Source organism: Flagellimonas lutimaris (genome assembly GCF_003581615.1).
Classification (GTDB): Bacteria; Bacteroidota; Bacteroidia; order Flavobacteriales; family Flavobacteriaceae; genus Flagellimonas; species Flagellimonas lutimaris.
Genome location: NZ_QXFH01000004.1, coordinates 133792 through 160254, shown reverse-complemented (window position 1 = coordinate 160254; position 26463 = coordinate 133792). Strand labels below are relative to the sequence as shown.

24 protein-coding genes and 1 tRNA gene are annotated in these 26463 nt (G+C 41.0%); 7 read left to right on the top strand and 18 right to left on the bottom strand.

Translation table 11 applies throughout. The features are described 5' to 3' along the window. Positions 1–35: 35 nt before the first annotated feature. The 15 genes from D2V08_RS00730 to D2V08_RS00660 form a co-directional block, all read right to left on the bottom strand. Positions 36–109, bottom strand: a tRNA-Arg gene (locus D2V08_RS00730). A 13-nt stretch (positions 110–122) separates the two neighbouring features. Then, positions 123–575, bottom strand: a complete 453-nt coding sequence (locus D2V08_RS00725) for a GatB/YqeY domain-containing protein (protein ID WP_119606235.1) — start codon at positions 573–575, stop codon at positions 123–125. Between the two features lie 99 nt (positions 576–674). Next, the gene (gene ftsZ / locus D2V08_RS00720; RefSeq protein ID WP_119606234.1) at positions 675–2690 is read right to left on the bottom strand and encodes a cell division protein FtsZ; all 2016 of its coding nucleotides are present in this window, start codon (positions 2688–2690) and stop codon (positions 675–677) included. Positions 2691–2717: 27 nt separating this feature from the next. Further along, on the bottom strand, positions 2718–4046 hold the full coding sequence (ftsA, locus tag D2V08_RS00715) for a cell division protein FtsA (protein ID WP_119606233.1): 1329 nt from the start codon (positions 4044–4046) through the stop codon (positions 2718–2720). A gap of 3 nt (positions 4047–4049) precedes the next feature. Then, positions 4050–4769, bottom strand: coding sequence for a cell division protein FtsQ/DivIB (locus tag D2V08_RS00710; RefSeq protein WP_119606232.1), 720 nt, complete (start codon positions 4767–4769; stop codon positions 4050–4052). Next, entirely contained in the window at positions 4759–6108 is a 1350-nt protein-coding gene (murC, locus tag D2V08_RS00705) for a UDP-N-acetylmuramate--L-alanine ligase (protein WP_119606231.1), read from the bottom strand. Before murC ends, D2V08_RS00710 begins: the two co-directional genes overlap by 11 nt. After that, entirely contained in the window at positions 6105–7193 is a 1089-nt protein-coding gene (gene murG / locus D2V08_RS00700; protein ID WP_119606230.1) for an undecaprenyldiphospho-muramoylpentapeptide beta-N-acetylglucosaminyltransferase, read from the bottom strand. The genes murC and murG overlap by 4 nt, the downstream gene beginning before the upstream one ends. Next, positions 7180–8385: an FtsW/RodA/SpoVE family cell cycle protein gene (locus D2V08_RS00695; protein ID WP_100817379.1), complete on the bottom strand. Its 1206-nt coding sequence runs from the start codon at positions 8383–8385 to the stop codon at positions 7180–7182. The genes murG and D2V08_RS00695 overlap by 14 nt, the downstream gene beginning before the upstream one ends. Positions 8386–8388: 3 nt before the next feature. Beyond that, positions 8389–9723 (bottom strand): UDP-N-acetylmuramoyl-L-alanine--D-glutamate ligase, encoded by a 1335-nt coding sequence (gene murD, locus D2V08_RS00690; protein WP_119606229.1) that lies wholly within the window; start codon positions 9721–9723, stop codon positions 8389–8391. 2 nt (positions 9724–9725) lie between these two features. Continuing rightward, positions 9726–10946: a phospho-N-acetylmuramoyl-pentapeptide-transferase gene (gene mraY / locus D2V08_RS00685; protein WP_119606228.1), complete on the bottom strand. Its 1221-nt coding sequence runs from the start codon at positions 10944–10946 to the stop codon at positions 9726–9728. An 8-nt stretch (positions 10947–10954) separates the two neighbouring features. After that, the gene (locus D2V08_RS00680; protein WP_119606227.1) at positions 10955–12418 is read right to left on the bottom strand and encodes a UDP-N-acetylmuramoyl-L-alanyl-D-glutamate--2,6-diaminopimelate ligase; all 1464 of its coding nucleotides are present in this window, start codon (positions 12416–12418) and stop codon (positions 10955–10957) included. Then, positions 12415–14424 (bottom strand): PASTA domain-containing penicillin-binding protein, encoded by a 2010-nt coding sequence (locus D2V08_RS00675; protein ID WP_119606226.1) that lies wholly within the window; start codon positions 14422–14424, stop codon positions 12415–12417. The genes D2V08_RS00680 and D2V08_RS00675 overlap by 4 nt, the downstream gene beginning before the upstream one ends. Continuing rightward, the gene (locus tag D2V08_RS00670) at positions 14424–14741 is read right to left on the bottom strand and encodes an FtsL-like putative cell division protein (RefSeq protein ID WP_119606225.1); all 318 of its coding nucleotides are present in this window, start codon (positions 14739–14741) and stop codon (positions 14424–14426) included. The genes D2V08_RS00675 and D2V08_RS00670 overlap by 1 nt, the downstream gene beginning before the upstream one ends. Before the next feature lie 96 nt (positions 14742–14837). Beyond that, positions 14838–15740: a 16S rRNA (cytosine(1402)-N(4))-methyltransferase RsmH gene (rsmH, locus tag D2V08_RS00665; RefSeq protein WP_119606224.1), complete on the bottom strand. Its 903-nt coding sequence runs from the start codon at positions 15738–15740 to the stop codon at positions 14838–14840. Beyond that, entirely contained in the window at positions 15733–16188 is a 456-nt protein-coding gene (locus D2V08_RS00660) for a division/cell wall cluster transcriptional repressor MraZ (RefSeq protein WP_119606223.1), read from the bottom strand. Before D2V08_RS00660 ends, rsmH begins: the two co-directional genes overlap by 8 nt. Positions 16189–16453: 265 nt before the next feature. On the opposite strand from D2V08_RS00660, the gene D2V08_RS00655 reads away from it, so the two are divergent. From D2V08_RS00655 to D2V08_RS00645, 3 genes are all read left to right on the top strand, one after another. Continuing rightward, complete coding sequence (locus D2V08_RS00655) at positions 16454–17218, top strand: alpha/beta fold hydrolase (RefSeq protein WP_119606222.1); 765 nt, start codon at positions 16454–16456, stop codon at positions 17216–17218. Positions 17219–17220: 2 nt separating this feature from the next. After that, complete coding sequence (gene yihA, locus D2V08_RS00650; protein ID WP_119606221.1) at positions 17221–17835, top strand: ribosome biogenesis GTP-binding protein YihA/YsxC; 615 nt, start codon at positions 17221–17223, stop codon at positions 17833–17835. A gap of 108 nt (positions 17836–17943) precedes the next feature. Continuing rightward, positions 17944–18672 (top strand): pirin family protein, encoded by a 729-nt coding sequence (locus D2V08_RS00645; protein WP_119606220.1) that lies wholly within the window; start codon positions 17944–17946, stop codon positions 18670–18672. A gap of 201 nt (positions 18673–18873) precedes the next feature. Here the strand turns inward: D2V08_RS00645 and gldC are convergent, their stop codons facing one another. Beyond that, positions 18874–19209 carry a gliding motility protein GldC gene (gene gldC, locus D2V08_RS00640; RefSeq protein WP_014033322.1) on the bottom strand — a complete coding sequence of 112 codons (336 nt, stop codon included), beginning with the start codon at positions 19207–19209 and terminating at the stop codon, positions 18874–18876. Next, a complete protein-coding gene (gene gldB / locus D2V08_RS00635; protein ID WP_182835449.1) occupies positions 19210–20199 on the bottom strand; it encodes a gliding motility lipoprotein GldB in 990 nt (329 codons plus the stop codon). It lies immediately after the preceding gene. Between the two features lie 66 nt (positions 20200–20265). On the opposite strand from gldB, the gene nadE reads away from it, so the two are divergent. Together nadE and D2V08_RS00625 are read left to right on the top strand one after the other, a co-directional pair. Then, on the top strand, positions 20266–21054 hold the full coding sequence (nadE, locus tag D2V08_RS00630) for an NAD(+) synthase (RefSeq protein ID WP_119606218.1): 789 nt from the start codon (positions 20266–20268) through the stop codon (positions 21052–21054). 159 nt (positions 21055–21213) lie between these two features. Then, on the top strand, positions 21214–21843 hold the full coding sequence (locus D2V08_RS00625; RefSeq protein WP_100817366.1) for a response regulator: 630 nt from the start codon (positions 21214–21216) through the stop codon (positions 21841–21843). Positions 21844–21909: 66 nt separating this feature from the next. Here the strand turns inward: D2V08_RS00625 and dnaG are convergent, their stop codons facing one another. Beyond that, positions 21910–23883 (bottom strand): DNA primase, encoded by a 1974-nt coding sequence (gene dnaG, locus D2V08_RS00620; RefSeq protein WP_119606217.1) that lies wholly within the window; start codon positions 23881–23883, stop codon positions 21910–21912. Between the two features lie 133 nt (positions 23884–24016). On the opposite strand from dnaG, the gene D2V08_RS00615 reads away from it, so the two are divergent. Together D2V08_RS00615 and D2V08_RS00610 are read left to right on the top strand one after the other, a co-directional pair. After that, complete coding sequence (locus D2V08_RS00615) at positions 24017–25840, top strand: Xaa-Pro dipeptidyl-peptidase (protein WP_119606216.1); 1824 nt, start codon at positions 24017–24019, stop codon at positions 25838–25840. A gap of 82 nt (positions 25841–25922) precedes the next feature. Continuing rightward, positions 25923–26456 carry a flavodoxin domain-containing protein gene (locus D2V08_RS00610; protein WP_119606215.1) on the top strand — a complete coding sequence of 178 codons (534 nt, stop codon included), beginning with the start codon at positions 25923–25925 and terminating at the stop codon, positions 26454–26456. The last annotated feature ends 7 nt before the right edge of the window (positions 26457–26463 follow it).

The following is a 26463-nucleotide window of genomic DNA, read 5'->3' as shown; positions in this document are numbered from 1 at the left end:
AAGCACGCTTTTCAGCGTGCTTTTTTATTTATCCGTGACCGCGGAAGGATTCGAACCCTCAACCCTCAGAGCCGAAATCTGATATTCTATCCAGTTGAACTACGCGGCCTTATTTTATAGGTTTAAGAACTTAATTTAGCCTTTACAATAGCAGAAATGGTTTTTCCATCAGCCTGTCCGGCCAATTCTTTGGAAACAATCCCCATTACCTTGCCCATGTCTTGCATACCCGAAGCCCCAACAGAATCAATGGTCATAACAACCACTTTTTCTATTTCCTCTTCGGTAAGTTGCTCTGGCAAAAACTTTTCAATAACCGCTACTTGCGCCAATTCTGGCTCGGCCAAATCTTCTCTACCTTGCTCTTGGTAAATGGCTGCACTATCCTTACGTTGTTTTACCAATTTTTGAACCAATTTAATCTCGTCCTCTTCAGACAATTCAGCACCGCCACCTTTATCGGTCTTGGCCAGTAAAATAGCAGATTTAACAGCTCGCAATGATTCCAAGGCAATGGTATCTTTTGCCTTCATTGCGGCCTTCATTTCTGTCATCACCTTTTCTTGCAAACCCATGTGTTCTGATTTAGTTCGCGAAGATAAAAAATAAACCCGAAAGTTACGTTACTTCCGGGTTTATGCTCTCCATTAAAATGGATGTTAATTTAAACACTACTAATCAACATTATCGTGCAAAAAAGAGTTGTTGGAACGCAACTGCAAATCATCGTTGCTATCCTCGCCCAAAGAAGTTCTGGACACTTTTTGTTCCTTCGGAACATCATTTAGGTCAACTCCCTGACGTTTATAAGCGGGCTCTTTTTCAATATCATCTATACTATTGCGGTTATTCTGGAACTTGTAGTTGAAGTTCTTCAGTTTTCTTCTGCGTTCATCGGCCCGATCTTTTAATATATCGCTGATAGAACTGTTCATTGGATCAAGACTATTCGTAGTCTCTTCGTTTTGCCTTGAACCTTCACTTTTTTCTTCAACCTTTACGGTCTTCTTCTCAAAAACAAGTTCATTCTCAACCAATTTTGGTTCATGGGTTTCTGCTTTTGACTTTGCACCGGTCAACTTGTTTTCCAACTCCATGTACTCTTGTAAATCGTATCGGGTCTCGCCTTCCTTTTTGTATTCCAAAACAGGCTTAACCTCAACATAATCGTTCACTTCAACCTCTCCTACCCCGTCATCTAAATTAAAAGTTACCGTATGTTCTTGCTCATCCTCTTCTTCAGCCTGACTGTTCAATGGCATATCAAAACTTAAGGCAAATTGATCTTCATTCTCCTTAGATGAGACTTCTTCCGCATCAACAACATCAATATTGTTGATTACATTCTTAGCTTCAATGATTACAAAATCATCCTCAACGCTCTCGGCCACAACTTCTTCGTAAAACACATTAAAGTTCCTGATGTAATTGGTGGTCGGAATCAAGTCTGGGTCTTTAGTTTCCATTTTGGGAGCCACCTCTTCCTCTTCCTTTTCCTCCTCCATCTCCAAAGTGTGCTTCACCACAGTTGGTTCTGATTCTGGCTCAGGGATTATTTCCGGTTGAGGCTCAGGAGTTGGCGTTTTCTCCACTTTAACTTCCTGTACCGATGTGGCTTCTGGAGTAAGGTCCTGTTCCGCAGTTTGCTCATCTTCCAAGGTATAAAACACCTTTTTGGACTCGGTATTCACAATGTTGTCTTGCTGATCTACATTGAAACCCGTTGCAATTACGGTTACCGCAATGGCTTCACCTAAGCTTTCATCTTCCCCGACCCCCATAATAATGTTGGCTCCGTGACCTGCTTCAATTTGGATATGATCGTTGATCTCGCCAATTTCATCAATAGTGATTTCTTGTGAACCGGAAACAATGAGCAACAATACGTTTTTGGCCCCGCTGATTTTGTTATCGTTCAACAATGGTGAATCCAAGGCTTTCATGATAGCCTCGGTAGCCCTTGCAGAACCAGACGCTGCCGCCGACCCCATAATGGCCGTACCACTATTGGAAAGTACCGTCTTGGCATCTCTAAGGTCAATGTTTTGTGTATAGTGGTGGGTAATTACCTCTGCGATACCCCTTGCCGCAGTGGCTAAAACCTCATCCGCTTTTGAGAAACCGGCCTTAAACCCAAGATTACCGTATACTTCTCTAAGTTTATTGTTGTTGATTACAATCAAGGAATCTACGTTGGCACGTAGTTTCTCAATCCCAAGCTGCGCTTGCTTGTTACGCATAGCACCTTCGAACTGGAACGGCATGGTAACAATACCTACCGTAAGAACATCCATTTCTTTGGCAATCTTCGCAATAACGGGAGCTGCTCCGGTACCGGTACCACCACCCATTCCTGCGGTAATGAATGCCATTTTTGTATTATGCTCCAACATGGCCTTTAAATCTTCCATGCTCTCCAAAGCGGCTTGCTCTCCAACTTCAGGGTTGGCTCCTGCACCCAAACCTTCGGTAAGGGAGACCCCTAATTGGATTTTGTTGGGTACTGAACTGTTTTGCAATGCCTGCGCATCGGTGTTGCAGATTACAAAATCCACACCATTAATACCGGCCTGAAACATGTGGTTGATAGCGTTACTTCCGCCACCGCCTACTCCGATAACTTTAATTACGTTGCTTTTGTTCTTGGGCAAATCAAAAGCGATGTTGTCAAATTCAGTGTTCTTACTCATGACAGTTGTGTTTCTCTTATGGGGTTATTATTCTGCATTGTCCAAAAAGTCCTTCAACTTTTCTGACCATTTGTCAAAAATGGATTTTCTCTCAGTATGTGAAGCCACATTTGTCTTGGCTCCCATATCGTGTTCTTGGCCTACCAAAACCTCTTCTTCGTGCATCTCTTCCTGATCCACGACATGGTTTTTCTTGTTGGCCTCTAGGGAATTCATTAGCAACCCAACAGCTGTTGCATACAATGGGCTAGCAACCTCCTCATCAGAGTCACCTGCAAGATGCTCATTGGGATAACCTATTCTTGTATCCATGCCAGTAATGTATTCCACCAATTGCTTCAAATGCTTCAACTGGCTGCCTCCACCGGTAAGTACAATTCCCGCGATCAATTTTTTCTTTTGTTCCTCGTGGCCATAATTTTTTATCTCCACATACACCTGTTCCACAATCTCCACTACACGAGCGTGAATAATCTTGGAAAGGTTTTTCAAAGTGATTTCCTTGGGCTCACGACCCCTTAAACCAGGAATGGAAACAATCTCGTTGTCCTTGTTCTCTCCAGGCCAAGCAGAGCCAAATTTTATCTTCAATAACTCAGCTTGCTTCTCAATAATGGAGCAACCTTCTTTAATGTCTTCTGTAATCACATTACCCCCAAATGGGATAACGGAAGTATGACGGATGATGCCATCTTTAAAAATGGCAAGGTCCGTAGTACCACCACCTATATCGATTAAAGCAACACCTGCTTCTTTTTCTTCCTGACTTAAAACCGCATCTGCAGATGCCAGAGGTTCCAGGGTGATGTTCCCCAAATCCAGTCCAGCACTTTTAATACATCTTCCAATGTTTTTTATGGATGATACCTGACCTACCACTACATGAAAGTTGGCTTCCAATCGACCTCCGTACATTCCTACAGGTTCTTTTATCTCGGATTGGCCATCCACCTTATACTCCTGTGGCAACACATGGATGATTTCTTCACCAGGAAGCATCACTAATTTGTACACCTGATTGCACAATTTATCCAAGTCTTCGTTATCTATAACCTCTTCGGAATTGGGTCGGGTAATGTAATCGCTGTGGTGCAAGCTCCGGATATGCTGACCAGCAATACCCACCACAACAGAGCCAATTTTAAGACCTGAATTCAACTCGGCCTGTTCCACCGCCTGTTGAATAGAAGAAATGGTCTGGGTAATATTGTTGACCACTCCACGGTGAACACCCAAACTTTTAGATCGTCCGGTGCCCAAAACCTCTATTTTGCCATACTCATTTTCCCTACCGATGATTGCTACGATCTTGGTAGTTCCAATATCCAAACCAACTGAATAATTACCTTGTTCCATACTTTAAATTTTGGTGCAAACCACTTGATTGTTGAATTCCAAACTAACTGCTGTATATTCTTCCAAGGAATTGTCCTTGGCCGCCTTTGCATAAAAGGCCATAAAATTGCTGAACTTCTTGTTCAGATTATCCACTCCACCCAAATTCACTACAAAATTTTCCATGCGGAACTTGAGCTGATATTTTCCTTCGTCCTCAATATGTATCCCAATGACATTCTTCCTCAGAAAATCATCTTTGTTGATATAGTCCAAAATCACATAGGCATCCTCAAGACTTTTCCCAGTAATTTTCCCTGTAATTATGGGTACCCTTGCCGAATGGTGTTTTGACAAAGGCATACGTTCACCCTTATCATCCAAATAAAACTTGGAGACACCTTCTATTCTTCCAATCGGTTTACGCTGGACAATCTTGGATACAAGCTCCCCGTTTACAGTAAGATAGACCTGGGCATTTTTGACCATATCATTGGATAGTATAACTTCCTCTATGGTATTCAAAACTAACTGTTCTTTAGGCGTATTCTTTAGGGGTCCGTAATTTTGTATTAACAATTTATTAACCGCATCCTCAGTCAAATACAAATTGTTGTCCCCAACAAATTTTACAGAGACATTATCAACCATTCTTTTTTGGTTTCGCTGGTCGGCAAAACCGTAAAGCGCAACTACGGCGACCGACAAAAATGCCAACTTTATGTAATCCCAATTAATGCGCATAACTCAATTCTTTTTTGATTTTTGGTACTTCCAGTCCAATATCCCCTGCGCCCATAGCAACCAACACTCCAGATGCACAGCGCTTCACCTCTTCCAATAATGCTGATTTTGAAATCAGTTTTTTATTAGGGTTGTCTATTTTATCCAATAACCATTGAGAGGTGACTCCCTCGATAGGCTCTTCCCGTGCCGGGTAAATATCCAATAGAATGATCTCATCAAAATCCGAGAGACTTTTGGCAAAATCATCCGCAAAATCCTTGGTTCGTGAAAAAAGATGGGGTTGAAAGATCACAGTAATTTTATCTCCTGGATGCATTTCCCGAATCGCCTGATGCACCGCACTGATTTCTGTGGGGTGGTGAGCGTAATCATCGATAAACACAAAGTCTTTTTCCTTTATCTGGTAAGAGAACCTACGCTGAACTCCTTTAAAAGTCTCTAAAGCTTTGGCAAGGCGGTGTGGTGGGGAACCGGTTTGCACCGCCATCGCAAAAGCAGCTAATCCATTGAGCAAATTGTGTCTTCCGGGTTTGTTGAACTTTACGCTCTTTATAACCTCCGAAGGCGTTACAAGATCAAATATGTAGGCTCCATGTTCAATTTTTATATTTTCTATGCAGTAATCGGCTCCATCTTCAATACCAAAGGTGATGCCTTCCAAAGGAAGCCCCTTGCGCACGAACAATTTTCCATTAGGTTTGATTCTACTCACAAACTCTCTAAAAGAATGCTCCAATTCCTCTTTGGTTCCGTAAATATCCAAATGGTCGGCATCCATCGATGTTACGCAAGCAACCGTAGGAGTCAATCGCAGAAATGATCGATCAAATTCATCAGCTTCCACAACCGAATATTCAGTACCCTCTAATACAAAGTTGCTGTTGAAGTCTTCCGAAATTCCACCCAAAAAAGCAGTCAACGGCAAATCACATTCATTTAACAAATGTGCCAAGATGCAGGTAGTGGTGGTTTTACCGTGCGTACCTGCTACGGCCAAGCAAAAAGAATCCTTGGTTATAATTCCCAAGACTTCCGAGCGCTTTTTAATATCGAATCCTGTATTCTGGTAAAATTGAAGTTCTGAATGCGAAGAGGGTACGGCCGGTGTATACACCACCAACGTATTTGGATTCTTGAAAGTCTCAGAAATCAAATCGACATTGTCCTCAAAATGCACAGAAATACCTTTTTCTATCAACCCATCAGTAATAGGCGTCGGTGTTCGGTCATATCCTGCCACCTCTTTGCCCACAAATTTGAAATAGCGCGCCAAGGCAGACATACCTATGCCTCCGATACCAATAAAATAAACGCTATGTATATCTTTCAAATTCACTTCAACAACTTTTCAATTTCATCCACAATATGTTCCGTGGCCTTGGGCATGGCCATTTTTTTGATGTTCTTTCCTAATTTTTCTCGAACCTCTTCTGAATCCATTACATCCGTAAAACTTTTTTCAAACGCAGCATCAAGCTCACTCTCCCGTAACATTATGGCCGCATCTTTGGCCACCAAAGCTTTTGCGTTTTGGGTTTGATGATCTTCGGCCACATTCGGTGATGGGATAAAAATCACCGGTTTTCCCACTAAACAGAGTTCGGAAACCGAACCAGCTCCCGCTCTTGATATGATTACATCTGCTGCGGCATAGGCCAAATCCATTCGGTTGACAAAAGCCAACACCTTTACTGCATCAGAATCGTATTTTTTGTATTCATCGTGATACAGTTTACCACATTGCCAAAGCACCTGTAATCCTTGCTCTTCAAAAAAACCAAGCTCTTTTTCAATCAATTGATTTATTCTTCGAGCTCCGAGACTTCCGCCTAAAACCAGTACGGTTTTCTTATCGCCATCTAAACCAAAAAATGTAGTCGACTCTTGCTTTCCTGCTTTCGCATCCACCAAATCGGTACGGATGGGGTTTCCTGTTTTTACAATCTTTTCCTTTGGAAAAAAGCGCTCCATACCATCATAGGCCACACAAATCTTCTCCGCTTTTCCCGCCAATAGTTTGTTGGTGATTCCCGCAAAGGAATTCTGCTCTTGTAACACACAGGGAACACCCGAGCTTTCGGCCATTTGCAACAATGGTCCACTCGCAAAACCTCCCGTGCCAATGGCCACATGGGGTTTGAACTGTTTCACTATTTTGCGTGCTTCTAACAAACTACTTATCAGTTTAAATGGAAACATGAGATTTTTTAATGTCAGTTTCCGTTGTATTCCACTTATCCATAAGCCTTTTATTTCATACCCGGCCTGCGGTACTTTTTCCATTTCCATTTTATCCTTGGCTCCAACGAACAGAAATTCTGCATCAGGATATCTCCTCTTCAACTCGTTCGCTATGGCCACCGCGGGATAAATGTGTCCTCCCGTTCCTCCTCCAGAAAGTATAAACCTATATCTGTCCACTTAATACTTCTAAAGGATTTGTTTCATCTATTCCATCGGATTGCTCCTCCAAATTTTCTTTTTTATTGCTCGCGCTCAAAACAATTCCAATAGCCATACAGGTCATCCAAATAGATGTTCCACCCATACTGATCAAGGGCAACGGCTGACCCGTAACCGGAAACAACTGTACCACTACCGCCATATTGATAAAGGCTTGGAACACAATTGGTAAACCAACCCCTATCACTAACAATTTTGAAAAAACCGTTTTGGACGAGTGCGCCACTACTACAATTCGGAACAGCAACAAGAGGTAGAAAAACAACAAAGCTCCCCCTCCCAGCAATCCATATTCTTCAATGATTATGGCAAAAATGAAATCCGATGTACTTTGCGACAACATATTCTTCATCACACTCTTACCTGCTCCTTTACCAACTACACCGCCTTCGGCTACAGCTATTTGAGCCAAGGTCAATTGATGCAAGTCATCTTTATCGGCTTGCTCGGGATGAATAAAAGTTTCTATCCTTGATTTCCATGTTCCCGCTCGTTGCGGCAATACTTCCGGTGCTTTGAACAGCACAAACAGGAACATTCCAGCGAACACTATTCCCGTTGCCACCATGGCAAACAAATATTTTAAAGGATATCCACCTAAAAAACACAATACCAATACCATCAAACAAATGATGGCGGCGGTTGAAAAGTTTTCAGGCAAAATCAACAGTACCACCAAAGCGACTGGTAACCATAATGGCAAAATACTCTCCTTAAAAGTGATTTTGGTTTCCTTTATCTTCGTGAGATATCTAGCTATCCAAATCATTAAAACCACTGCTGCCAAGGTAGAGGTCTGAAAATTGACTCCGACCAACGGAATTTTTATCCATCGATTTGCCGTCACCCCGCCAATTCGAGTTTCCACGGTCAAGGTGTAAATCAAAAGCAGGATAACAATGGGCATCGCAATAATGGAAAGCCCCTTAAAATAATGTGTAGGAATCCTGTGCACGGCATAAATAATACCGAAGCCCAAGAAAAGCAGTACAGCATGTTTTACCAAATGTCCCAAAGTGGTCCCGTCACCATTGACGTACACCAAATTGGTACTGGCGCTGTACACCGGCAAAAATGAGAAAAGTGCCAAGAGGGCTACGACGCCCCAAATGGCTTTATCACCTTTCAGATTTTTGAATATTCCCAACACGTTTTACAAGTTTTTAATTGCTGTTTTAAATTGATCTCCTCTATCCTCATAGTTTTTGAAAAGGTCAAAACTAGCACAGGCTGGTGATAACAATACAGCATCTCCGCGATCGGCCACTTTATAAGCCACCTTTACAGCTTCTTCCATGGAATAAGTTTCGACCATAAGGTCGATTACGTTTCCAAAAGCATCAATTAACTTAGAGTTGTCCACGCCCAAGCAAATGATAGCCTTTACCTTCTCCCGCACCATCGGCATCAACTCGGAATAATCGTTTCCCTTATCCACGCCTCCAACAATCCAAACAATGGGCTTTTTAATGCCATCCAAGGCATAAAAAGTCGCATTTACATTGGTTGCTTTGGAATCGTTGATGTATTCCACATGATTAATTTTCAACACTTTTTCCAATCTATGGGGCACCCCCTGAAAAGATTGGATACTATTGCGAATGGTCTCCTTTCTGACCTTAACCAGCATGGCCGCCATACTTGCTGCCATTGTATTTTTTACGTTGTGCTGACCTTCCAAGGCCAAAATATCTTCACTCATTTCCAAGGTTTTATGTTCTAATTTTATTTTTATCGTTTTATCCTCCAACCAAGCTCCTTCTTCTAATTTTCTTTTGACAGAAAAAGGAACCAATTTGGATTGAACGGGGTATTCTTTTAACCAATGCTGAATCACTTCATCATCGGCGTCATAAATCAGATAATCGTTTTCATCTTGATTCATTGCTATTCTGAACTTGGATGCGATATAGTTTTCAAACTTGTACTCGTATCTATCCAAATGATCAGGTGTTATATTGGTAATCATAGCGATGTGTGGTTTAAAATCCACAATACCATCCAACTGAAAGCTACTTATCTCCAACACATACTGGTCAAAATCTTGTTCCGCCACCATCTTTGCATAGCTATCACCAATGTTACCTGCCATACCAACGTGCAACCCACCATCTTTTAAAAGATGGTATGTAAGCATCGTGGTCGTTGTTTTCCCATTGCTTCCCGTGATTCCAATCAGTATTGCATCCGTATATTTTGATGCGAACTCTATTTCTGAAATCACCGGAACACCTTTTTCGACAAGCGCCTTTACCAAGGGCACATTGTCAGGTATTCCAGGACTCTTCATTACCAAATCGGCGTTCAAAATCTTGGCTTCGGTATGCTCACCGGACTCCCATTCAATCTCAAAATGTTCAAGAACTTCTTTATACTTCTCTTTAATCTCGCCTTTGTCCGAAACAAAGACCTCAAATCCTTCTTTCTTCCCTAAAATGGCGGTTCCAACACCACTCTCTCCACCTCCAAGTATCACTAAGCGACCCATTCTTATCGAATTTTAAGGGTAACGATGCTGATAATGGCCAGCATAATTCCTATAATCCAAAACCGGGTTACTATTTTGCTTTCGTGATATGATTTTTTCTGATAATGATGATGCAATGGCGCCATCAAGAATATGCGTCTTCCTTCGCCGTATTTCCGTTTTGTATGCTTGAAATACCCAACCTGCAACATCACAGACAATGATTCTGCGAAGAAGATTCCGCACAAAATGGGAATCAACAATTCTTTTCTAACGATAATGGCAATCACTGCTATAACACCTCCAATGGTCAAACTACCCGTATCTCCCATAAACACTTGGGCCGGATAGGTATTGTACCATAAAAAGCCGACCAAGGCCCCTACAAATGCAGCGATAAAGACCACTAACTCACCCACTCTGGGCAAGTAAAAAATATCGAGATAGTCAGAGAATTGTATGTTACCAGATACCCATGCAAAAATTCCCAAGGTCAATACTATTATTGCCGATGAACCTGCGGCGAGGCCGTCAATTCCATCCGTTAAGTTTGCACCATTGGAAACAGCAGTAACAATCAAGATTACTACGGGAATAAAAATGAGCCATGCGTAATCTTCGGCTCCTTCGCCCATCCAAGAGATAAAATCCGCATAGTCGAGTTCATTGTTTTTAAAGAATGGAACATTGGTTCGTACTGCTTTGGTCTCTTCACCATATACTTGTTCCACTTTAAAGTTTTTGGTAATGGTGGTGGAATCTTTTTCTTTTATTGTAACCGCTGGATGAAAATAAAGTGTCAACCCAACGATCAACCCCAATCCAACTTGACCCATCACCTTAAACCTTCCTTTAAGTCCTTCCTTGTCTTTTTTAAAGATTTTGATATAATCATCAATAAACCCGATAATACCCATCCAGAGGGTAGTCACAATTAAAAGGATGACATAAATATTTTTGATATCAGCAAAAAGAATTACAGGCAATAAGGTAGACACTATAATAATCAGCCCTCCCATGGTTGGTGTTCCCGCTTTCTGCTTCTGTCCTTCCAAACCTAAATCACGGATACTTTCGCCTATCTGCTTTTTCTGAAGGAAGAGAATAATTCGTTTTCCGTAGACCATGGCAATCAATAGGGACAACAATACGGACATGGCAGCCCTAAAGGTTAGGAACTGAAAAAGTCCCGCGCCAGGCAGTTGGTATTGTTTCTCTAAAAATTCGAACAAGTAGTATAACATGGACTACATTATTTATTTTGGCTCTCCAAAGCCTCTTTAACTTCTTTAAAATCATCAAAATCGACCCGGACACCGTTGGTTTCCTGATAGGTCTCGTGACCTTTTCCCGCCACTAGGATGATATCGTTGGCCAAAGCCAATTTGCAAGCCGTTTTTATGGCCTGCTTTCTATTTTCTATAGACAACACCTTTCTGGTGTTTTGGGGTTCTACGCCTGCCTCCATTTCTTCAATAATGGCTGTAGGCGACTCTGTTCTTGGGTTGTCTGATGTAAAAATGGCCTGACTGCTCATTTCTGAAGCGATATGACCCATAACCGGACGCTTAGACTTGTCACGGTCACCACCACACCCCACTACGGTGATGACGTTTTCATTTCCAGTCCTCAATGCATTGATCGTAACCAATACATTTTTGAGTGCATCCGGCGTATGGGCATAATCAACAATAGCCGTTATTTTTTCTTTTGATATATAATATTGAAACCTGCCATCCACGTTTTCCAATTCGCTCATCAATCTGAGGGTCTCCATTTTTTCGAGTCCCAGAATATCCGCCGTGGCGTAAATGGCCAACAAGTTGTATGCATTAAAATCTCCAATAAGCCTAGACCACAATTCACTGTCATCAACTTTTAACAATTGACCATTGAACTGTTTTTCCAAAATCTGAGCCCTGTAATCAGCAAAGGATTTTAAGGCGTAGGTATATTTTTTGGCTTTGGTGTTCTGCAACATCACCAAACCATTTTTATCATCGATGTTGACCAATGCAAATGCGGTTTTTGGCAAACCATCGAACATTTTTTTCTTGGTGTCCCTGTACTCCGCAAAAGTTTTGTGGTAATCCAGATGGTCGTGAGACAAGTTGGTGAATATGGCTCCTTCAAAATGTAGTCCTTCAGCTCTTTTTTGATGGATCCCATGGGAACTGACTTCCATAAAACAAAACTCCACTCCAACTGCATTCATTTGGGATAGATAATTGTTGATGGTAAGTACATCTGGAGTCGTATGGGTAGTTTTGTACTCCTCATCATTCACTAGTACCTTGATGGTAGAAATTAAACCCACTTTAAACCCTGCTTTTTTAAACAGATTGTACAAAAGTGTAGTCACTGTGGTCTTACCATTGGTTCCCGTAACCCCAACCAATTTTAGGTTCTTGGATGGATTATCATAAAAATTAGAGGCAATTATTGCAAGAGCACTATTACAATCGGCCACTTGCAAATAGGTGACGCCATTGACCATTAATTCTGGAAGTTCTTCGCATACGATGGCTCTTGCTCCTGAATCGACAGCATTTTGGATGTAATCATGACCATCGGTAACGGTACCGCGAATAGCTACAAAAACATCATCCATCTCGACTTTTCTGGAATCAAAATGAACATTGTTCACCATTACATTGGTATCTCCGCTTACCGCGGAAAGGCTTACACCATATAATATGTCCTTCAATAACTTCATGAAAGCTCTAAAATTATTTTTCTGACCTGTTTAATGTTAGTCCCCTGATCAACCGACTGTTTTTTTACTTTGCCATTGCCGTGCACCTCAACTTCGATTCCTAAATTTTCCAACAAGGAAACAGCATCCATACCACACATACCTTTAACATTGGGTATGGTGTTATATTTTTTCTGTACTTCAGCGTAATACTGTTGATATTCTTTTTCTAAATCAGCATCTTCAATAATTTTGCCGTTCACTTCATCCACCATGGGTGAAATGGCATGTATTTTCTGTGCCATGGATTTGAATACCGGACCAGAAACATCGGCACCGTAGTACCCTTCCTCTTTATCGGGTTCATGTATGACCACAATACAGGAATATTTTGGATTATCTGCCGGAAAATACCCTGCAAACGAGGAGATATACGCCAACTTATCCGGGTTCTTTTCCACATAGTTTTTTTGGGTGGTACCGGTTTTTCCAGCCATGGAAAAGTTTTTGGAATAGAGTCTATGTGCAGTACCGTAATTCTTTTCCACGACATCTTTTAATAGTTGCTGTGCCTTTCTCACCGTTTCTTTGGAACAGATAGAGGAGTTCAAGACTTCCTTATCAAATCGTTTCAAAACTTTATTTCCCTCTCGTACTTCTTGAATCAATCGAGGTTTAACATACTCGCCATCGTTAGCAATGGCATTGTAAAAAGCAAGTGTTTGAATAGGAGTCAAGGACACTTCGTATCCATGAGACATCCAACCCAAGGAAATTCCGGACCATCCCTTATCTCCGGGGTATCGGATTACAGGGTCGCCTTCACCTATTATAGGAAGCCCCAATTTTTTATGAAGTCCCATGTTCATCAGACGGTTCACAAATTTTTCAGGCTGCTCCTTATAATTTTCATTGATCATTTTTGCGAAAGCTGTATTAGATGAAACAGCAAAAGCTTTAGAAACAGTAATTTCTCCGTATCCACCCCATTTTGAATCTTTTACAACACCATCATAAATGCGATATCTACCTTTCTCGGTGTCAATCACAGTGCTGGTATCCACCACCTTGTCTTCTAAAGCGGCTACCATGGACATCAGCTTAAAGGTGGAACCCGGCTCATGGGACTCACCAACGGCGTAGTTCAGTTTCTCATAATATTTTCCTTCGGAAGTTATACCCAAATTAGAAATGGCTTTGATTTCACCAGTCTTGGTTTCCATCACCACCACACAACCATGGTCAGCCTTGTATTTTTCGAGCTGCTTCAACAATTCGTGATGCGCTATATCCTGAATGTTTATATCGATGGTGGATACCACATCCAATCCATCTTGAGGCTCCACAATATTATCCAACCCAACAGGCTTCCATTGGCCCTTGGCTATTTTTTGCTTCAATCGCTTACCTTCCTTGCCGCGCAAATAAGTTTCTCCAAAAGCACCATCCAACCCCACTCTTGTGTAGTATCCGTTTTCATCCACGCGCTCGTAACCAATGCTTCTTGCCGCCATTTTACCCAAAGGATATTCACGAACCACACGATGGGTTTCTATAAATCCACCTTTGTATGGCCCAAGGTTGAACAATGGAAATTGCTTGATACGTACATAATCCAGATACCCTACATTACGCGCCACCAACTTATAACGATTGCCATTGGCTCTCGCTTTTCTGAACAATTGTCTGTAATACGAAGATGGTCTATTGAAAAGCTTGCCCAAAGAATCGGACAAGGCAGTGACGTTGTTCTGGAAATTTTCTTTGGAAACGGTCTGGGCGTCAAACCTGATGTCATATTTAGGCACCGATGCCGCTAACAAACTCCCATCTTCCGAATAAAGATTACCACGATTGGGCTCAATAGTGAACATTTTCTCGGTTTTGCTCAAGGCGAGCTCTTTGTATTTATCGCCCTGCACCATTTGAATATCAACCAATTTCACCACTACGGCTATGGCCAAAACAACAAGCCCCCCGGCTACGAGGTACAGTCTGTTCATGATATTTTTTTCGGTAATGGCCACTATTCCGCTGATTTAACTTTTATTTTTCTGGGAGGATTTTCTGATGGCACTAATCCCTTTTCGGCCACCACCTCTCGCAAGGTTGATTCTAATTTCAGTTGCTGAACACTGGAACGAGCTTCGAAAAACTCACTTTTAAGTTTCCGAACCTCCTCGCTCAATTCAGCAATCTCCAATACTTTTTTATCGGCGTTATGGCTACTGGAAATCATTAGCGCCGCCAAGAAAGAGGCAAACAACAAAAACATCCAGTTTTTGGGAGCATCCCCGTTCACCAAAAACTTTCCTTTTAATATGTCCAGTAATCCCTTTCTCATTGTTTCTCAATATTCCTTTTGTCATTCCCGTGTAGATGGTAATCTATCCACACCCCATCTGTCAATTGCGCTCAAGATGACATTTCAACTACACCTTTATATTTTTTCCGCGATGCGGAGCTTTGCACTTCTTGCTCTATTGTTATTGGCTATTTCTTCGGCTGATGGCACGATTAGCTTCCCAACTCTTTTCAAGGGAACATTAATGTTCCCATAAAAATCCTTTTCCGGTTCTCTATCAAACTTACCTGCTCGAATGAAGCGTTTTGCTAATCTATCCTCCAAGGAATGGTAACTGATCAAGCTCAACCTACCACCTTCATTCAGCATCTCCGGCACTTGCTCCAAAAATTCCTTGAGCACTTCAATCTCTTGGTTTACTTCTATCCTGATCGCTTGATAAATTTGTGCCAAAATCTTGTTCTCTTTCATTTTTGGCAAAAACCTGCTCAACACCTTTTTCAGATCATCAGTTGTTTTGATGGGTTCTTCTGTACGTGCCAAAACAATAGTTTTGGCCATGGCATTCGCATTTCGCAATTCGCCATACTGAAAAAGAACCGATGCTAAATCCTCTTGGGAATAGGTGTTCACCACCTGGAAGGCCGACAATTGGTTGTTTTTGTCCATCCGCATATCCAAATCTGCATTGAACCGAATGGAGAAACCGCGGTCAGCCTCATCGAACTGATGGGAAGAAACCCCAAAATCCGCCAAGATTCCATCAACTTTCCGAATGCCATAGAACTTTAAAAACTGTTTGAGGTAGCGAAAGTTCTGGTTGATCAATTGAAACCTATCATCATCTATTGTATTCCGAAGGGCATCCTCATCTTGATCAAACGCGAACAACTTGCCGCTATCACCCAATCTTTTCAAAATTTCTTTGGAGTGCCCCCCGCCACCAAAGGTGACATCCACATACACTCCATCTTCTTTTATATTCAATCCGTCTACCGATTCTTTCAGCAATACCGGATTGTGATACGCACTACTCATCGTCATCAAAAATCTCCTCGGCCAAATCAGCATAATCCTTCTCGCCTTCGGCCAAGACCTTCTCGTACATATCCTTGTTCCAAATTTCAATTTTATCAAAAACCGCATTTAGAACCACTTCCTTCTCAATTCCAGCAAACTCCACTAAGTTTTTTGGAATCTGCAATCTTCCAGAATCCCCGTCAATGGCCACTTCCTTCATGCCCGCCACAAAATTTCTCACAAAAGCATCGTACTTTCGATTGATTTTGCTTTTCTTCATCACTTTCTGCATGAGAACATCGAACTCTGCCTTGGGGTACAACTCCAGACATTGCTGAAAAACCGACCGCTTGATAACAAACCCATCCTTTAAAACAGGCAAAAGCTGGTTCTTCAAAGAAATGGGCAACAATACCCTTCCTTTGGAGTCCGCTTTACAATCATGTTGTCCTATGATATGGGTCACTAGAAATCAATTGGTTAGTTAATACAACTCAAATATATAGATTTTATTTCCACATTTCTCCACTTAATACCACTTTTGTTAATAAATTCCCCACTTTTGGGTAAAATTTTCTGGTTTGGACCCAAAATCAAACTTGCGATACATGAACGGATATGCGATAAGTTTTACCACGAATGAAAATACTTACCCCAGTTATGATAAAAACCTAAAATCTTTGTGATATGAAATTCCTATATTTGCGCCTCTTACTACCAACTGACTATAGATGGAAGAGCATTTAATTGAGGATGGCAAATACCGATATATAGAAAAGGGAGAAGGAACTCCCATGATTATATTGCACGGTTTGATGGGAGGCTTGAGCAACTTCCAAGGTGTATCTGAATATTTTCCACCTAAAGGATACAAGGTTTTGATTCCCGAATTACCCATTTACGATATGCCGATCCTTAAAACCACGGTAAAAAACTTTGCCACATTTTTGGAAGGATTTATTGAACATAAAGGGTTGAAAGATGTAATCTTGTTAGGAAACTCCCTTGGTGGACATATTGGTCTTTTGCACACTAAAATGTTTCCGGAAATGGTCAAAGCATTGGTAATTACCGGAAGCTCTGGGCTATACGAAAGCGCCATGGGTGATGGATATCCCAAGCGTGGTGATTATGAGTTCATAAAAAAGAAGGCTGAAGATGTTTTCTACGATTCAAAAGTGGCCACCAAGGAAATCGTGGACGAGGTTTTTGCAACTGTAAACGACAGGATGAAGTTGGTGAAGACATTGGCCATCGCCAAAAGTGCCATTCGCCATAACATGTCCAAGGATTTACCCCACATGAATACGCCGACCTGTATTATTTGGGGAGAAAACGATACCGTAACCCCACCAAACGTGGCCAAGGAATTCCATGAATTATTACCAGATTCTGACCTTTATTGGATAGAAAAATGTGGTCATGCCCCAATGATGGAGCACCCGAACGACTTTAACCGCATTCTTGAAGCTTGGCTGAAAAAGCGTAACTTCTAGGCATGAAAATTACCTCAGCAGAATTTGTGATGAGCAACACCAATGTTGCCAAATGTCCCAATGAGCCCTTACCCGAATATGCATTTATTGGTAGGTCGAATGTTGGAAAATCTTCCTTGATCAATATGTTGGTAGAACGCAAATCGTTGGCCAAAACATCGGGAAGACCGGGAAAAACGCAGCTCATTAATCATTTTAAAATCAACAACAATTGGTTTTTGGTGGATTTACCAGGTTACGGTTACGCCCGTGTTTCCAAAAAAGATAAAAAAACCTTTCAGAAGTACATCACGGAATATTTCCAAAAAAGAAAGCAGCTTGTTTGTGGTTTTGTTTTGGTGGATATTCGTCATGAGCCACAACCTGTTGACTTGGAATTTATGGAATGGTTGGGCACTAACCAGATTCCGTTTGCTATAATTTTCACCAAAGCCGATAAATTAAAACCTGCTGTTATCGAAAAACAAGCAAATGCCTATCTCCAAAAATTATTGGAAGGGGCGTGGGAAGAAGCTCCTCCGCATTTTACCACCTCATCCTCCAACCGAATGGGACGTGAAGAACTTTTGGAGTTTATCGATGGCATCAACCAGCAGTTTTTCCAGAGTAATAAATAGTAGTAAAATCCTATTTTCCTCATTCACCAAAACGGTAAGATTATGTTGATCTGTACGACTAATCCAATATCTAAAAATTGATATTTTAACTCCTAAAAGATTGACAAGATGAAATCTGTATTGCACAAAGCCGCCACTCGTGGCCATGCCAACCATGGTTGGTTGAATTCACATCATACTTTTAGTTTTGCAGGCTATCACGACCCTGAGCGTATGCATTTTGGGGTTTTGCGGGTTCTTAATGATGATCAAGTGGCTCCAGGTCGAGGCTTCGGTACCCACCCACACGATAATATGGAAATTATCTCCATTCCCTTGGAAGGCGATTTGGAACACAAGGACAGTATGGGAAATACTACTACCATTAAGGAAGGAGATGTACAGGTGATGAGTGCAGGAACCGGCATCCAACATAGTGAATACAATAAAAACAACGACCAAGAGGTAAAGTTTCTACAAGTATGGGTTTTCCCAAACAAGCGAAATGTAGAGCCTAGATATGACCAAATCTCCATTCGAGAGATTGAGAAAAAGAATACCTTTTATCAAGTACTCTCCCCAAATCCTGAAGATGAAGGTGTTTGGGTGCATCAAGATGCTTGGTTCCATTTAGGAAAATTTGAAGCCGGTACCACCGATACCTATAAGATTAAAAAAGAAGGTAATGGTGTTTACGCTTTCATCTTGGAGGGTGAAGTGGAAATAAACAGGCAGAAACTGGAAAAAAGAGATGGATATGGTATCTGGGAAACAGATTCCTTCGATTTTAAATCCATTTCTAACAGTAGGGTTTTACTCATGGAGGTTCCGATGAGTCTTGAGCAAATCGGACAATAATTCTTTTACAGCCTTAAATAGAAAAGCCCCGACATTGGGGCTTTTCTATTTAATTCACTAATATCATTTTAATATTTTGATTCTCGACACCCTGAAAGTTATCTTTCCCATAAAAACACCAAAGCTAAAGGCATTTATTGAACCTTAAGGGAAATGGAAAGTCAAGAATAGATCATTTATATGAGTCCTTGAATTAAAGCCCTATTTTTTTAGCTCTAGTTTTTCGGCGAAATAATCGCAAAAGTCCTTCATTGTAGCAGTCATTTTTTCGTCCTGCGTAGCTTTGAAAAATGTATCGGCCATGGTTACCAATGTTTGATGAAAAAACACCTTCATCTCGTCAACTGGCATATCCTTGGTCCAAAGATCTATTTTTAATGACTCTTGATTTTTACTGTCCCATACAGACAACATCATCGCTTTGGCCTCTTCCTCATTAATTCCACCATCTTGTGCCGACCATTTCAATTCCTCAGGCACTCGGTTTTCATCCAATCCAACCGTCAATGTTATCTCCGAAGTGTGTTCTACTGCCATTTATCTTTTTGGTTTGTAATTTGATTGTTTTAAAATTTCATCCGCTGGCATCCCCAACATCTGTTTTAGACCTGTGTCGGTTTTCTCCATAAAGGCCCTTACAATTTGCCAACCCATATACCTGCCCAAACGTGGAGGTGATTCGTTGTCCAATTCCAATCCGAATTTGGAAAAAGGTGCTGGGTCCAAGAATTTTCTATCCAGACCCGTATCCGTACTGTACAGCAACTCCCGCTCTACAAAATACTTCCACATTTGTTCTTCGTTCGCCTCGGCCCATTCCATTCCCTCTTCGGAATAACCAATTTTTTGGGCATCCGTAGCTGACGGAATCAATTTATCTTTTAGATAAAGTTCCTTTCCGTAATACACCATTCGTGACAGAAGGGTTCGGTTACGAGGATAGGAAAGTACTTTTTTGGCAAAAGCGCTTGCAACATCCGAGGTCAAAAACTTTTTATCCAAAGAAGATGAAATATATCGTTGCATACCTTCATAAAAGTGATGGTCCTCGCCCAAATAGTTGTCTAGACCAATCAACAAAAGTGAATCTGCCAAAATAATACGATTATCATATTTAACATCCGAAGTTAGTGTTACCACATGGGGTATCTCGGTCTCGGGAAAATAGTACTTTATATGTTTAAAAAGTGACTCTAAATCGGCTGATTCCTGCTCAAAATCACCAAAAGTTTTGGCAACCTCATCAGAAAGTTCAACTTGGATTGTATCCGTCAATTTAGCCACCCAAACACTGTCCGGAAACTGCTCTGGGAACAAATATGGGTACTCCGTCTTCAATTTAGGGATATCACTAGCAGTTGCCTTGGCAAATTCTTGATCAAACCTTGAAATACTTAAATCAATGGAAACTTTATCGATTTCCTCCTCCGTTTTATCAGTTTCCCCACAGGATGATAGAAGCAAAACCATTATTAAAAGAAAACTTCTAAATACCGGAACACTAAAGTATTTGAACAACCACTTCATTTTTATGGGCACAGGGTTTAAATTTACAGGGCACAAAGGTAATTTATAGAATCTAAATAGTAAGATATGCAAACAGAAAAGGTTATCACCCATATTGTTGATTGGTTAAAAGAGTATGCCGAAAATGCAAAATGCAAAGGTTTTGTAATTGGGGTCTCTGGCGGAATTGATTCTGCTGTAACATCCACACTCTGTGCCAAAACCGGATTGGACCTTTTGTGTTTGGAGATGCCTATTCATCAAGGTAAAAACCAAGTTACGCGCGCGGATAAACATATTGATTGGTTGATTGAAAATTTTTCAAATGTTTCCAGACAGCCTGTAAACTTAACTCCGGTGTTTGATAGTTTGGTCGATGCATTCCCAAAAGTGGACAATGAAGAAGAACGTTTTATGTCCTTGGCAAATACAAGAGCTAGGCTTCGAATGACCACCCTTTACTATTTTGCTGCCCTAAAAGGCTATCTAGTAGCTGGTACGGGAAACAAGGTTGAAGATTTCGGCATCGGTTTCTACACGAAATACGGTGATGGCGGTGTTGACCTGAGCCCGATTGCCGACCTTTTAAAAACAGAAGTGTACGAGCTTGGAAGGGTACTCGGGGTAAACCAAGATATTATGGAGGCCGCTCCAACCGATGGTCTTTGGGGAGATAGCAGAACCGATGAGGATCAAATTGGCGCCTCTTACCCCGAGTTGGAATGGGCCATGGAAATGGATGATAATGGAAAAATCGCAGATGACTTTTCGGGCAGACAAAAAGAGATATTCACCATCTTTAAAAAATACAACTCTGCCAATAAACATAAGATGGTTCCTATCCCAATATGTAAAATTCCAAGTAGCTTAAAGTAACACTTCATCCAAAAAACCCCTGTTTAAGACGAAAAAAACCATAGAAAAACTATGGTTTTAAGAAAAAAGTTACAGTTTTACATGAATTAATTGTTATCTTGCCCGCTATATATTGTAGGTATTTAGCCACTAACCATTCATTAAATTAAACCTAACACAATGATAAAAGTATTGATAGCTGATAACCATCCCGTTGTAAGGCTTGGTATCAAAAAGGTACTTGAATCCAGCTCTGATATTGAAATCATTGCGGATGTTTCAACTACCGAGGAGCTTTTTAATACATTGAAAACTGTAACCCCCGATGTAGTAATTTTAGAGATGGATATTCCAGAAATAAACGGAATTGCCACACTTAGAAAAATGAAATTGGAGTTCCCTGACATTAAAACATTGATGTACAGCGGGCAGTCCGAAGATGTTTATGCCCTGAGCACTATTCGTGCCGGCGCTTTTGGTTACTTATCCAAAACTGCCGATCTAGAATACATTGTTTCTGCGGTAAAAAAAGTAAGCGAAGGCAATATGTTCATCACAAACGAACTTGCACAGCGCTTAGCCTTTGATGAAAGCACACAAAAACCTCGAAGATTCTTCAGAAAACTTTCTTCCAGAGAAGTCGAAGTACTCAAACTTTTGGCCAGCGGAAAAAGAAACAAAGAGGTTGCAGAAGGATTGAACCTTAACGAAAAAACAGTAAGTACATATAAAGCCCGTTTGATGAAAAAGTTGAACGTGGATAATTTGGTAGACTTGCTACAACAGGCAAAGGCCTTGGAACTATATTAGAAATACCCAACCAAACCAACTATTGTGGAAGCCCCTTTCAATTAAAATTGAAAGGGGCTTTATATTTTAAGAGAGTACACGGTTCAGTTTTGCATTCAACAATTTATTAAGTTGAAGGTAATTCACTATCTCCTCCAAGACTTCCGTGTTGTCTCCTATATTATCCTGGGTTCTTTCCTGTAGTTTTTCAATACGGTTTTTAATCAAGTTACAACGCAGTGTAAGTATAGTTTCCCCAACCAATTGGGCCACTCCTATTTTTTTCTCTTTTGGATAGATATCCCTTCGTTCCCAATCGTGCAAAACATACTGTTCTTCCTCCATCAAAATTGAGGACACTTGTGAAACGGTTTCTTGGTCCAAATCAGATAAAAAAGTATTAATGGAAAAATCAGTATCCTCATTTAATTTTTCGATCAACTTATAATAAATGGTTTTGAATTGTTCGTTCGTCAATTCAATTTCATCATCCTGAAGGTCCAAATATACTTTTTCATACACTTTGGCCTCTACAATTTCGGGTTCCAGCACCAGTTCACCGTCTTCATTTTCTTTAAGCACCAAATCTTCAAACTCCTGTTTTTGATTGCCGTAAAGTAAGAGCACCTCGATAATCTTTCGTTCCAGCTCATATTGAACATCAACCTTCTCAACTACTGCATCGTTCTTGACAACTTCGAAGGCCTTTTGTTCTTGCTTTGCCTTTCTAGTGGTATCTGTTTGATGTTTTTTATCAATCTGAGCCAAGGTATTGTATAGCACCTCTTCGGAAATCTGCATAATTTTTGCACATTCCTGAACATAGATTTCCTGCTGAATACGATCAGGTATCTTTCCGATGCTATTCACAATATCTCTTACCGTATCAGCACGTTTTATAGGATCGTTGGCCGCTTCCTTGGCCAACAAAGATGTTTTGAACTGAATAAAATCTTTGGAATTTTCTTGGAGATACGAGACTATATCCTCGTAGGTATTGTTTTTGGCATAACTATCGGGATCCTCTCCTTCAGGAAAAGTACAGACCTTCACATTCATACCCTGTTCCAAGATAAGGTCTATACCGCGTAGTGATGCACGCAACCCCGCTGCGTCACCATCAAACAAAACTGTAATATTTTTGGTAAGCCTGTTAATGAGTCGAATCTGCTCTGGGGTCAGCGCAGTTCCACTGGAGGACACTACATTCTCCACCCCTCGCTGGCACATCTGAATGACATCCGTATAGCCTTCAACTAAAAAGCAATTATCCTCTTTGGCAATGGCCTGCTTCGCACAATAGATACCATAAAGCACTTTGCTCTTGTGGTAAATCTCGCTTTCGGGAGAGTTTAAATATTTAGCCGCTTTTTTGTTATTGGTCAATATACGCCCACCAAAACCAAGAACTCGACCACTCATAGAATGTATGGGGAACATAACCCTTCCCTTGAACCTGTCAAACCTTCGAGTTTCACCTCCAGCCTGCTCCTTAACAATGGTAAGTCCCGTTTTTTCCAAGAACTCCATTTGGTATCCTTTGTCCAATGCAGCTTTTGTAAAAGCCTCCCATTCGTCCAAACTATACCCTAGACCAAATTTTTTGATGGTCTCATCAGTAAATCCTCGCTCTTTAAAATAGCTCAGCCCAATAGCTTTGCCCAGCTCACTCTCCCAAAGGGTTTCCGTGAAATACTTTTGGGCGTATTCAGAGACCAGATACATACTTTCCCGCTCATTGGCTTCCTCTTTTTGTTCATCCGTCTGCTCGGTCTCCTCTACCTCGATATTGTATTTCTTGGCCAGATATTTAATCGCCTCTGGATAGGTAAAGTGTTCATGCTCCATCAAAAAAGCAACCACGTTTCCCCCTTTTCCGCTACTAAAATCTTTCCAAATCTGTTTCACAGGAGACACCATAAAGCTCGGTGTACGCTCATCGGTAAATGGACTAAGTCCCTTAAAATTGGAACCTGATTTTTTCAATTGAACAAAATCGCCGATTACCTCCTCCAAACGGGCGGTTTCATATACTTGGTCTATGGTTGTTTTTGAAATCAAGGCGTTCTGTTAAAATAGCTGTTAAAGGTAAATAAAAACAAAGTTTTGGTGAATTCAAAAACCAAATCCCTGTTTAAGATTTAGTATATTGGGAACACCTTATTAAAGAATGTAAGAATAAAAAAATGATTCTATGATAAAGAGAGAACCAAAAAGTTATTGGGCATTGGCTACACTTCTAATTTTCTTTGTTTTAGTGGCCAAAGGTCAAATGGCAGAAAAAGCCGGACCTATAATTGAAAATGGTGAAGCACAAGTAGTTGAGGCCTTTTCGGACCCTAGCAAATGGATACGCCATGATCTTTGGGTAGAAACGGAATTTGATTCTGATGGTGATGGTGAATTAGATAGGATGCATGTGGATGTTACTCGTCCTGAACAAACAGAATCAGAAGGCCTGAAACTTCCAGTAATTTATGAATCCAGTCCGTACTATGCGGGGACGGCCGGTTTGGGCAAAGGCATATTTTGGGATGTACAGCATGAACTCGGTGAACTTGGAAAACCAAGAAAACACCCTAGTGTTACACGTATAGGGGAACGGCCCATAATTTCAAACTCACAAGTGAGAACATGGGTTCCCAGAGGCTATATTGTGGTCCACTCCTCCTCTCCTGGCACAGGACTTTCCGATGGAGCTCCAACCGTTGGTGGCGATAATGAATCCTTGGCCCCAAAAGCGGTTATAGATTGGCTCAACGGAAGAGCCAAAGGATACACAGAGCGTAACGGTGATAAAGAAGTGAAAGCTTACTGGTCCACAGGAAAGGTAGGGATGACGGGCACCTCATATAACGGAACCATTCCACTTGCTGCTGCGACTACGGGAGTTGATGGTCTGGAAGCTATAATTCCCATTGCACCGAACACTTCGTACTATCATTATTACCGCTCGAATGGCCTTGTGCGTTCACCAGGCGGTTATTTGGGAGAAGATATTGATGTGCTCTACGATTTTATCCACAGTGGTGATGAATCCAAAAGAGCTAGGAACAACAAAGTTGTTCGTGATACCGAAATGAAAAACGGTCAAGACCGCATTACCGGAGACTACAATGATTTTTGGGCCGGAAGGGATTATTTGAATGATATGAAACCCATGAAAGCAGCCCTTTTGATGTCGCACGGCTTCAATGATTGGAACGTGATGCCAGAGCACAGCTACCGTATCTATAAAAAAGCCAAAGAAATGGGATTGCCCGTACAGATTTTTTATCATCAGAACGGGCATGGTGGACCACCACCCATCTCCATGATGAACAGATGGTTCACACGCTACCTGTACGGTGTGGAAAATGGCGTGGAAAATGAGCCAAGAGTATGGATAGTTCGGGAAAACGACAAAAAAGACAACCCTACTCCATACGAGGATTATCCCAATCCAAATGCAAAGGATGTTCAGCTTTATCTAAGCTCAGGAGCTCCTGCAAAAGGGGAATTGACCATTAACAAACCAAAAAAGCAAGGAACCGAGACGTTGGTAGACAATTATTCTTTTTCTGGTTCCAGTTTGGCAAAAGCTGAGACCACAGAACACCGACTTCTTTATACTACAGCTCCTTTAAAAGAGGACGTTCATATATCGGGAGTGGCAAAAATCAAGATTAAACTCAGCAGCAGCAAGCCTGCGGCAAATTTATCCGTCTGGTTGGTATCCCTACCTTGGACCGAGGCCTTAAATACCAAGATTACCGATAACATTATCACCCGAGGATGGGCGGACCCCCAAAATCATAGCTCATTAACAGAGAGTGAACCTTTGGTTCCCAACAAATTTTATGAAATGGAATTTGAGTTGATGCCCGATGATCAAATTATTCCAAAAGGACAACAAATCGGATTGATGATTTTTTCTAGTGATAAAGAATTCACTCTTTGGCCAAAACCAGGAACCGAATTGACGGTTGATTTAGATGGCACTGTACTCACCCTGCCGATAGTGGGAGGAAAATTATAGGCGGTACTAACTGACCAAAATCATGTATAATATCAAAAATATTCCGTGACTTTAGGGTTGTGTAATCATCAACCCAATAGTCATGAAAATTTTGATAATTTATGGTACTGTAGAAGGCCAGACTCGAAAAATCGCCAGATTTATGGAAAATGTACTCCAAGAAAATGGTCATCAAGTAGTTATTGCAAATGCCGTTGAAGACCCTCCTGCTCCCAATGATTTTGATACAATTCTAGTAGGTAGTTCGATTCACATTCATAAATACAACACGTTGATCAAGGACTATGTTCTAGAAAATATTGATACCTTAAATGGAAAACCGAGTGCTTTTTTCTCGGTAAGTATGGCCGTGGCATCCGATATTAAAGAAGAACACGAGGAAGCTGCACAGATTGCCGAAGACTTTTTAAAAGAAACCGCATGGAACACAAAAACGATATGGCATATCGCAGGAGCTTTAAAATACACTGAATATAATTATTTTAAAAAACTGATCATGCGTTCCATTGCCAAAAAAGAAGGCGGTTCTGTTGATACTAGCCAAGATCATGAATATACCGATTGGCCCAAAGTGAAAGAACAAGTCTTACAATTTATAAATAGTTTAAAAGCATAATTTAATA

Bases quoted from the DNA above. Each gene is read 5' to 3' on its own strand.
- D2V08_RS00725 (WP_119606235.1), bottom strand. From the start codon at position 575: ATGGGTTTGCAAGAAAAGGTGATGACAGAAATGAAGGCCGCAATGAAG.
- ftsZ (WP_119606234.1), bottom strand. From the start codon at position 2,690: ATGAGTAAGAACACTGAATTTGACAACATCGCTTTTGATTTGCCCAAG.
- ftsA (WP_119606233.1), bottom strand. From the start codon at position 4,046: ATGGAACAAGGTAATTATTCAGTTGGTTTGGATATTGGAACTACCAAG.
- D2V08_RS00710 (WP_119606232.1), bottom strand. From the start codon at position 4,769: ATGCGCATTAATTGGGATTACATAAAGTTGGCATTTTTGTCGGTCGCC.
- murD (WP_119606229.1), bottom strand. From the start codon at position 9,723: ATGGGTCGCTTAGTGATACTTGGAGGTGGAGAGAGTGGTGTTGGAACC.
- mraY (WP_119606228.1), bottom strand. From the start codon at position 10,946: ATGTTATACTACTTGTTCGAATTTTTAGAGAAACAATACCAACTGCCT.
- D2V08_RS00680 (WP_119606227.1), bottom strand. From the start codon at position 12,418: ATGAAGTTATTGAAGGACATATTATATGGTGTAAGCCTTTCCGCGGTA.
- D2V08_RS00670 (WP_119606225.1), bottom strand. From the start codon at position 14,741: ATGAGAAAGGGATTACTGGACATATTAAAAGGAAAGTTTTTGGTGAAC.
- rsmH (WP_119606224.1), bottom strand. From the start codon at position 15,740: ATGAGTAGTGCGTATCACAATCCGGTATTGCTGAAAGAATCGGTAGAC.
- D2V08_RS00655 (WP_119606222.1), top strand. From the start codon at position 16,454: ATGGAAGAGCATTTAATTGAGGATGGCAAATACCGATATATAGAAAAG.
- yihA (WP_119606221.1), top strand. From the start codon at position 17,221: ATGAAAATTACCTCAGCAGAATTTGTGATGAGCAACACCAATGTTGCC.
- D2V08_RS00645 (WP_119606220.1), top strand. From the start codon at position 17,944: ATGAAATCTGTATTGCACAAAGCCGCCACTCGTGGCCATGCCAACCAT.
- gldC (WP_014033322.1), bottom strand. From the start codon at position 19,209: ATGGCAGTAGAACACACTTCGGAGATAACATTGACGGTTGGATTGGAT.
- gldB (WP_182835449.1), bottom strand. From the start codon at position 20,199: ATGAAGTGGTTGTTCAAATACTTTAGTGTTCCGGTATTTAGAAGTTTT.
- nadE (WP_119606218.1), top strand. From the start codon at position 20,266: ATGCAAACAGAAAAGGTTATCACCCATATTGTTGATTGGTTAAAAGAG.
- D2V08_RS00625 (WP_100817366.1), top strand. From the start codon at position 21,214: ATGATAAAAGTATTGATAGCTGATAACCATCCCGTTGTAAGGCTTGGT.
- D2V08_RS00615 (WP_119606216.1), top strand. From the start codon at position 24,017: ATGATAAAGAGAGAACCAAAAAGTTATTGGGCATTGGCTACACTTCTA.
- D2V08_RS00610 (WP_119606215.1), top strand. From the start codon at position 25,923: ATGAAAATTTTGATAATTTATGGTACTGTAGAAGGCCAGACTCGAAAA.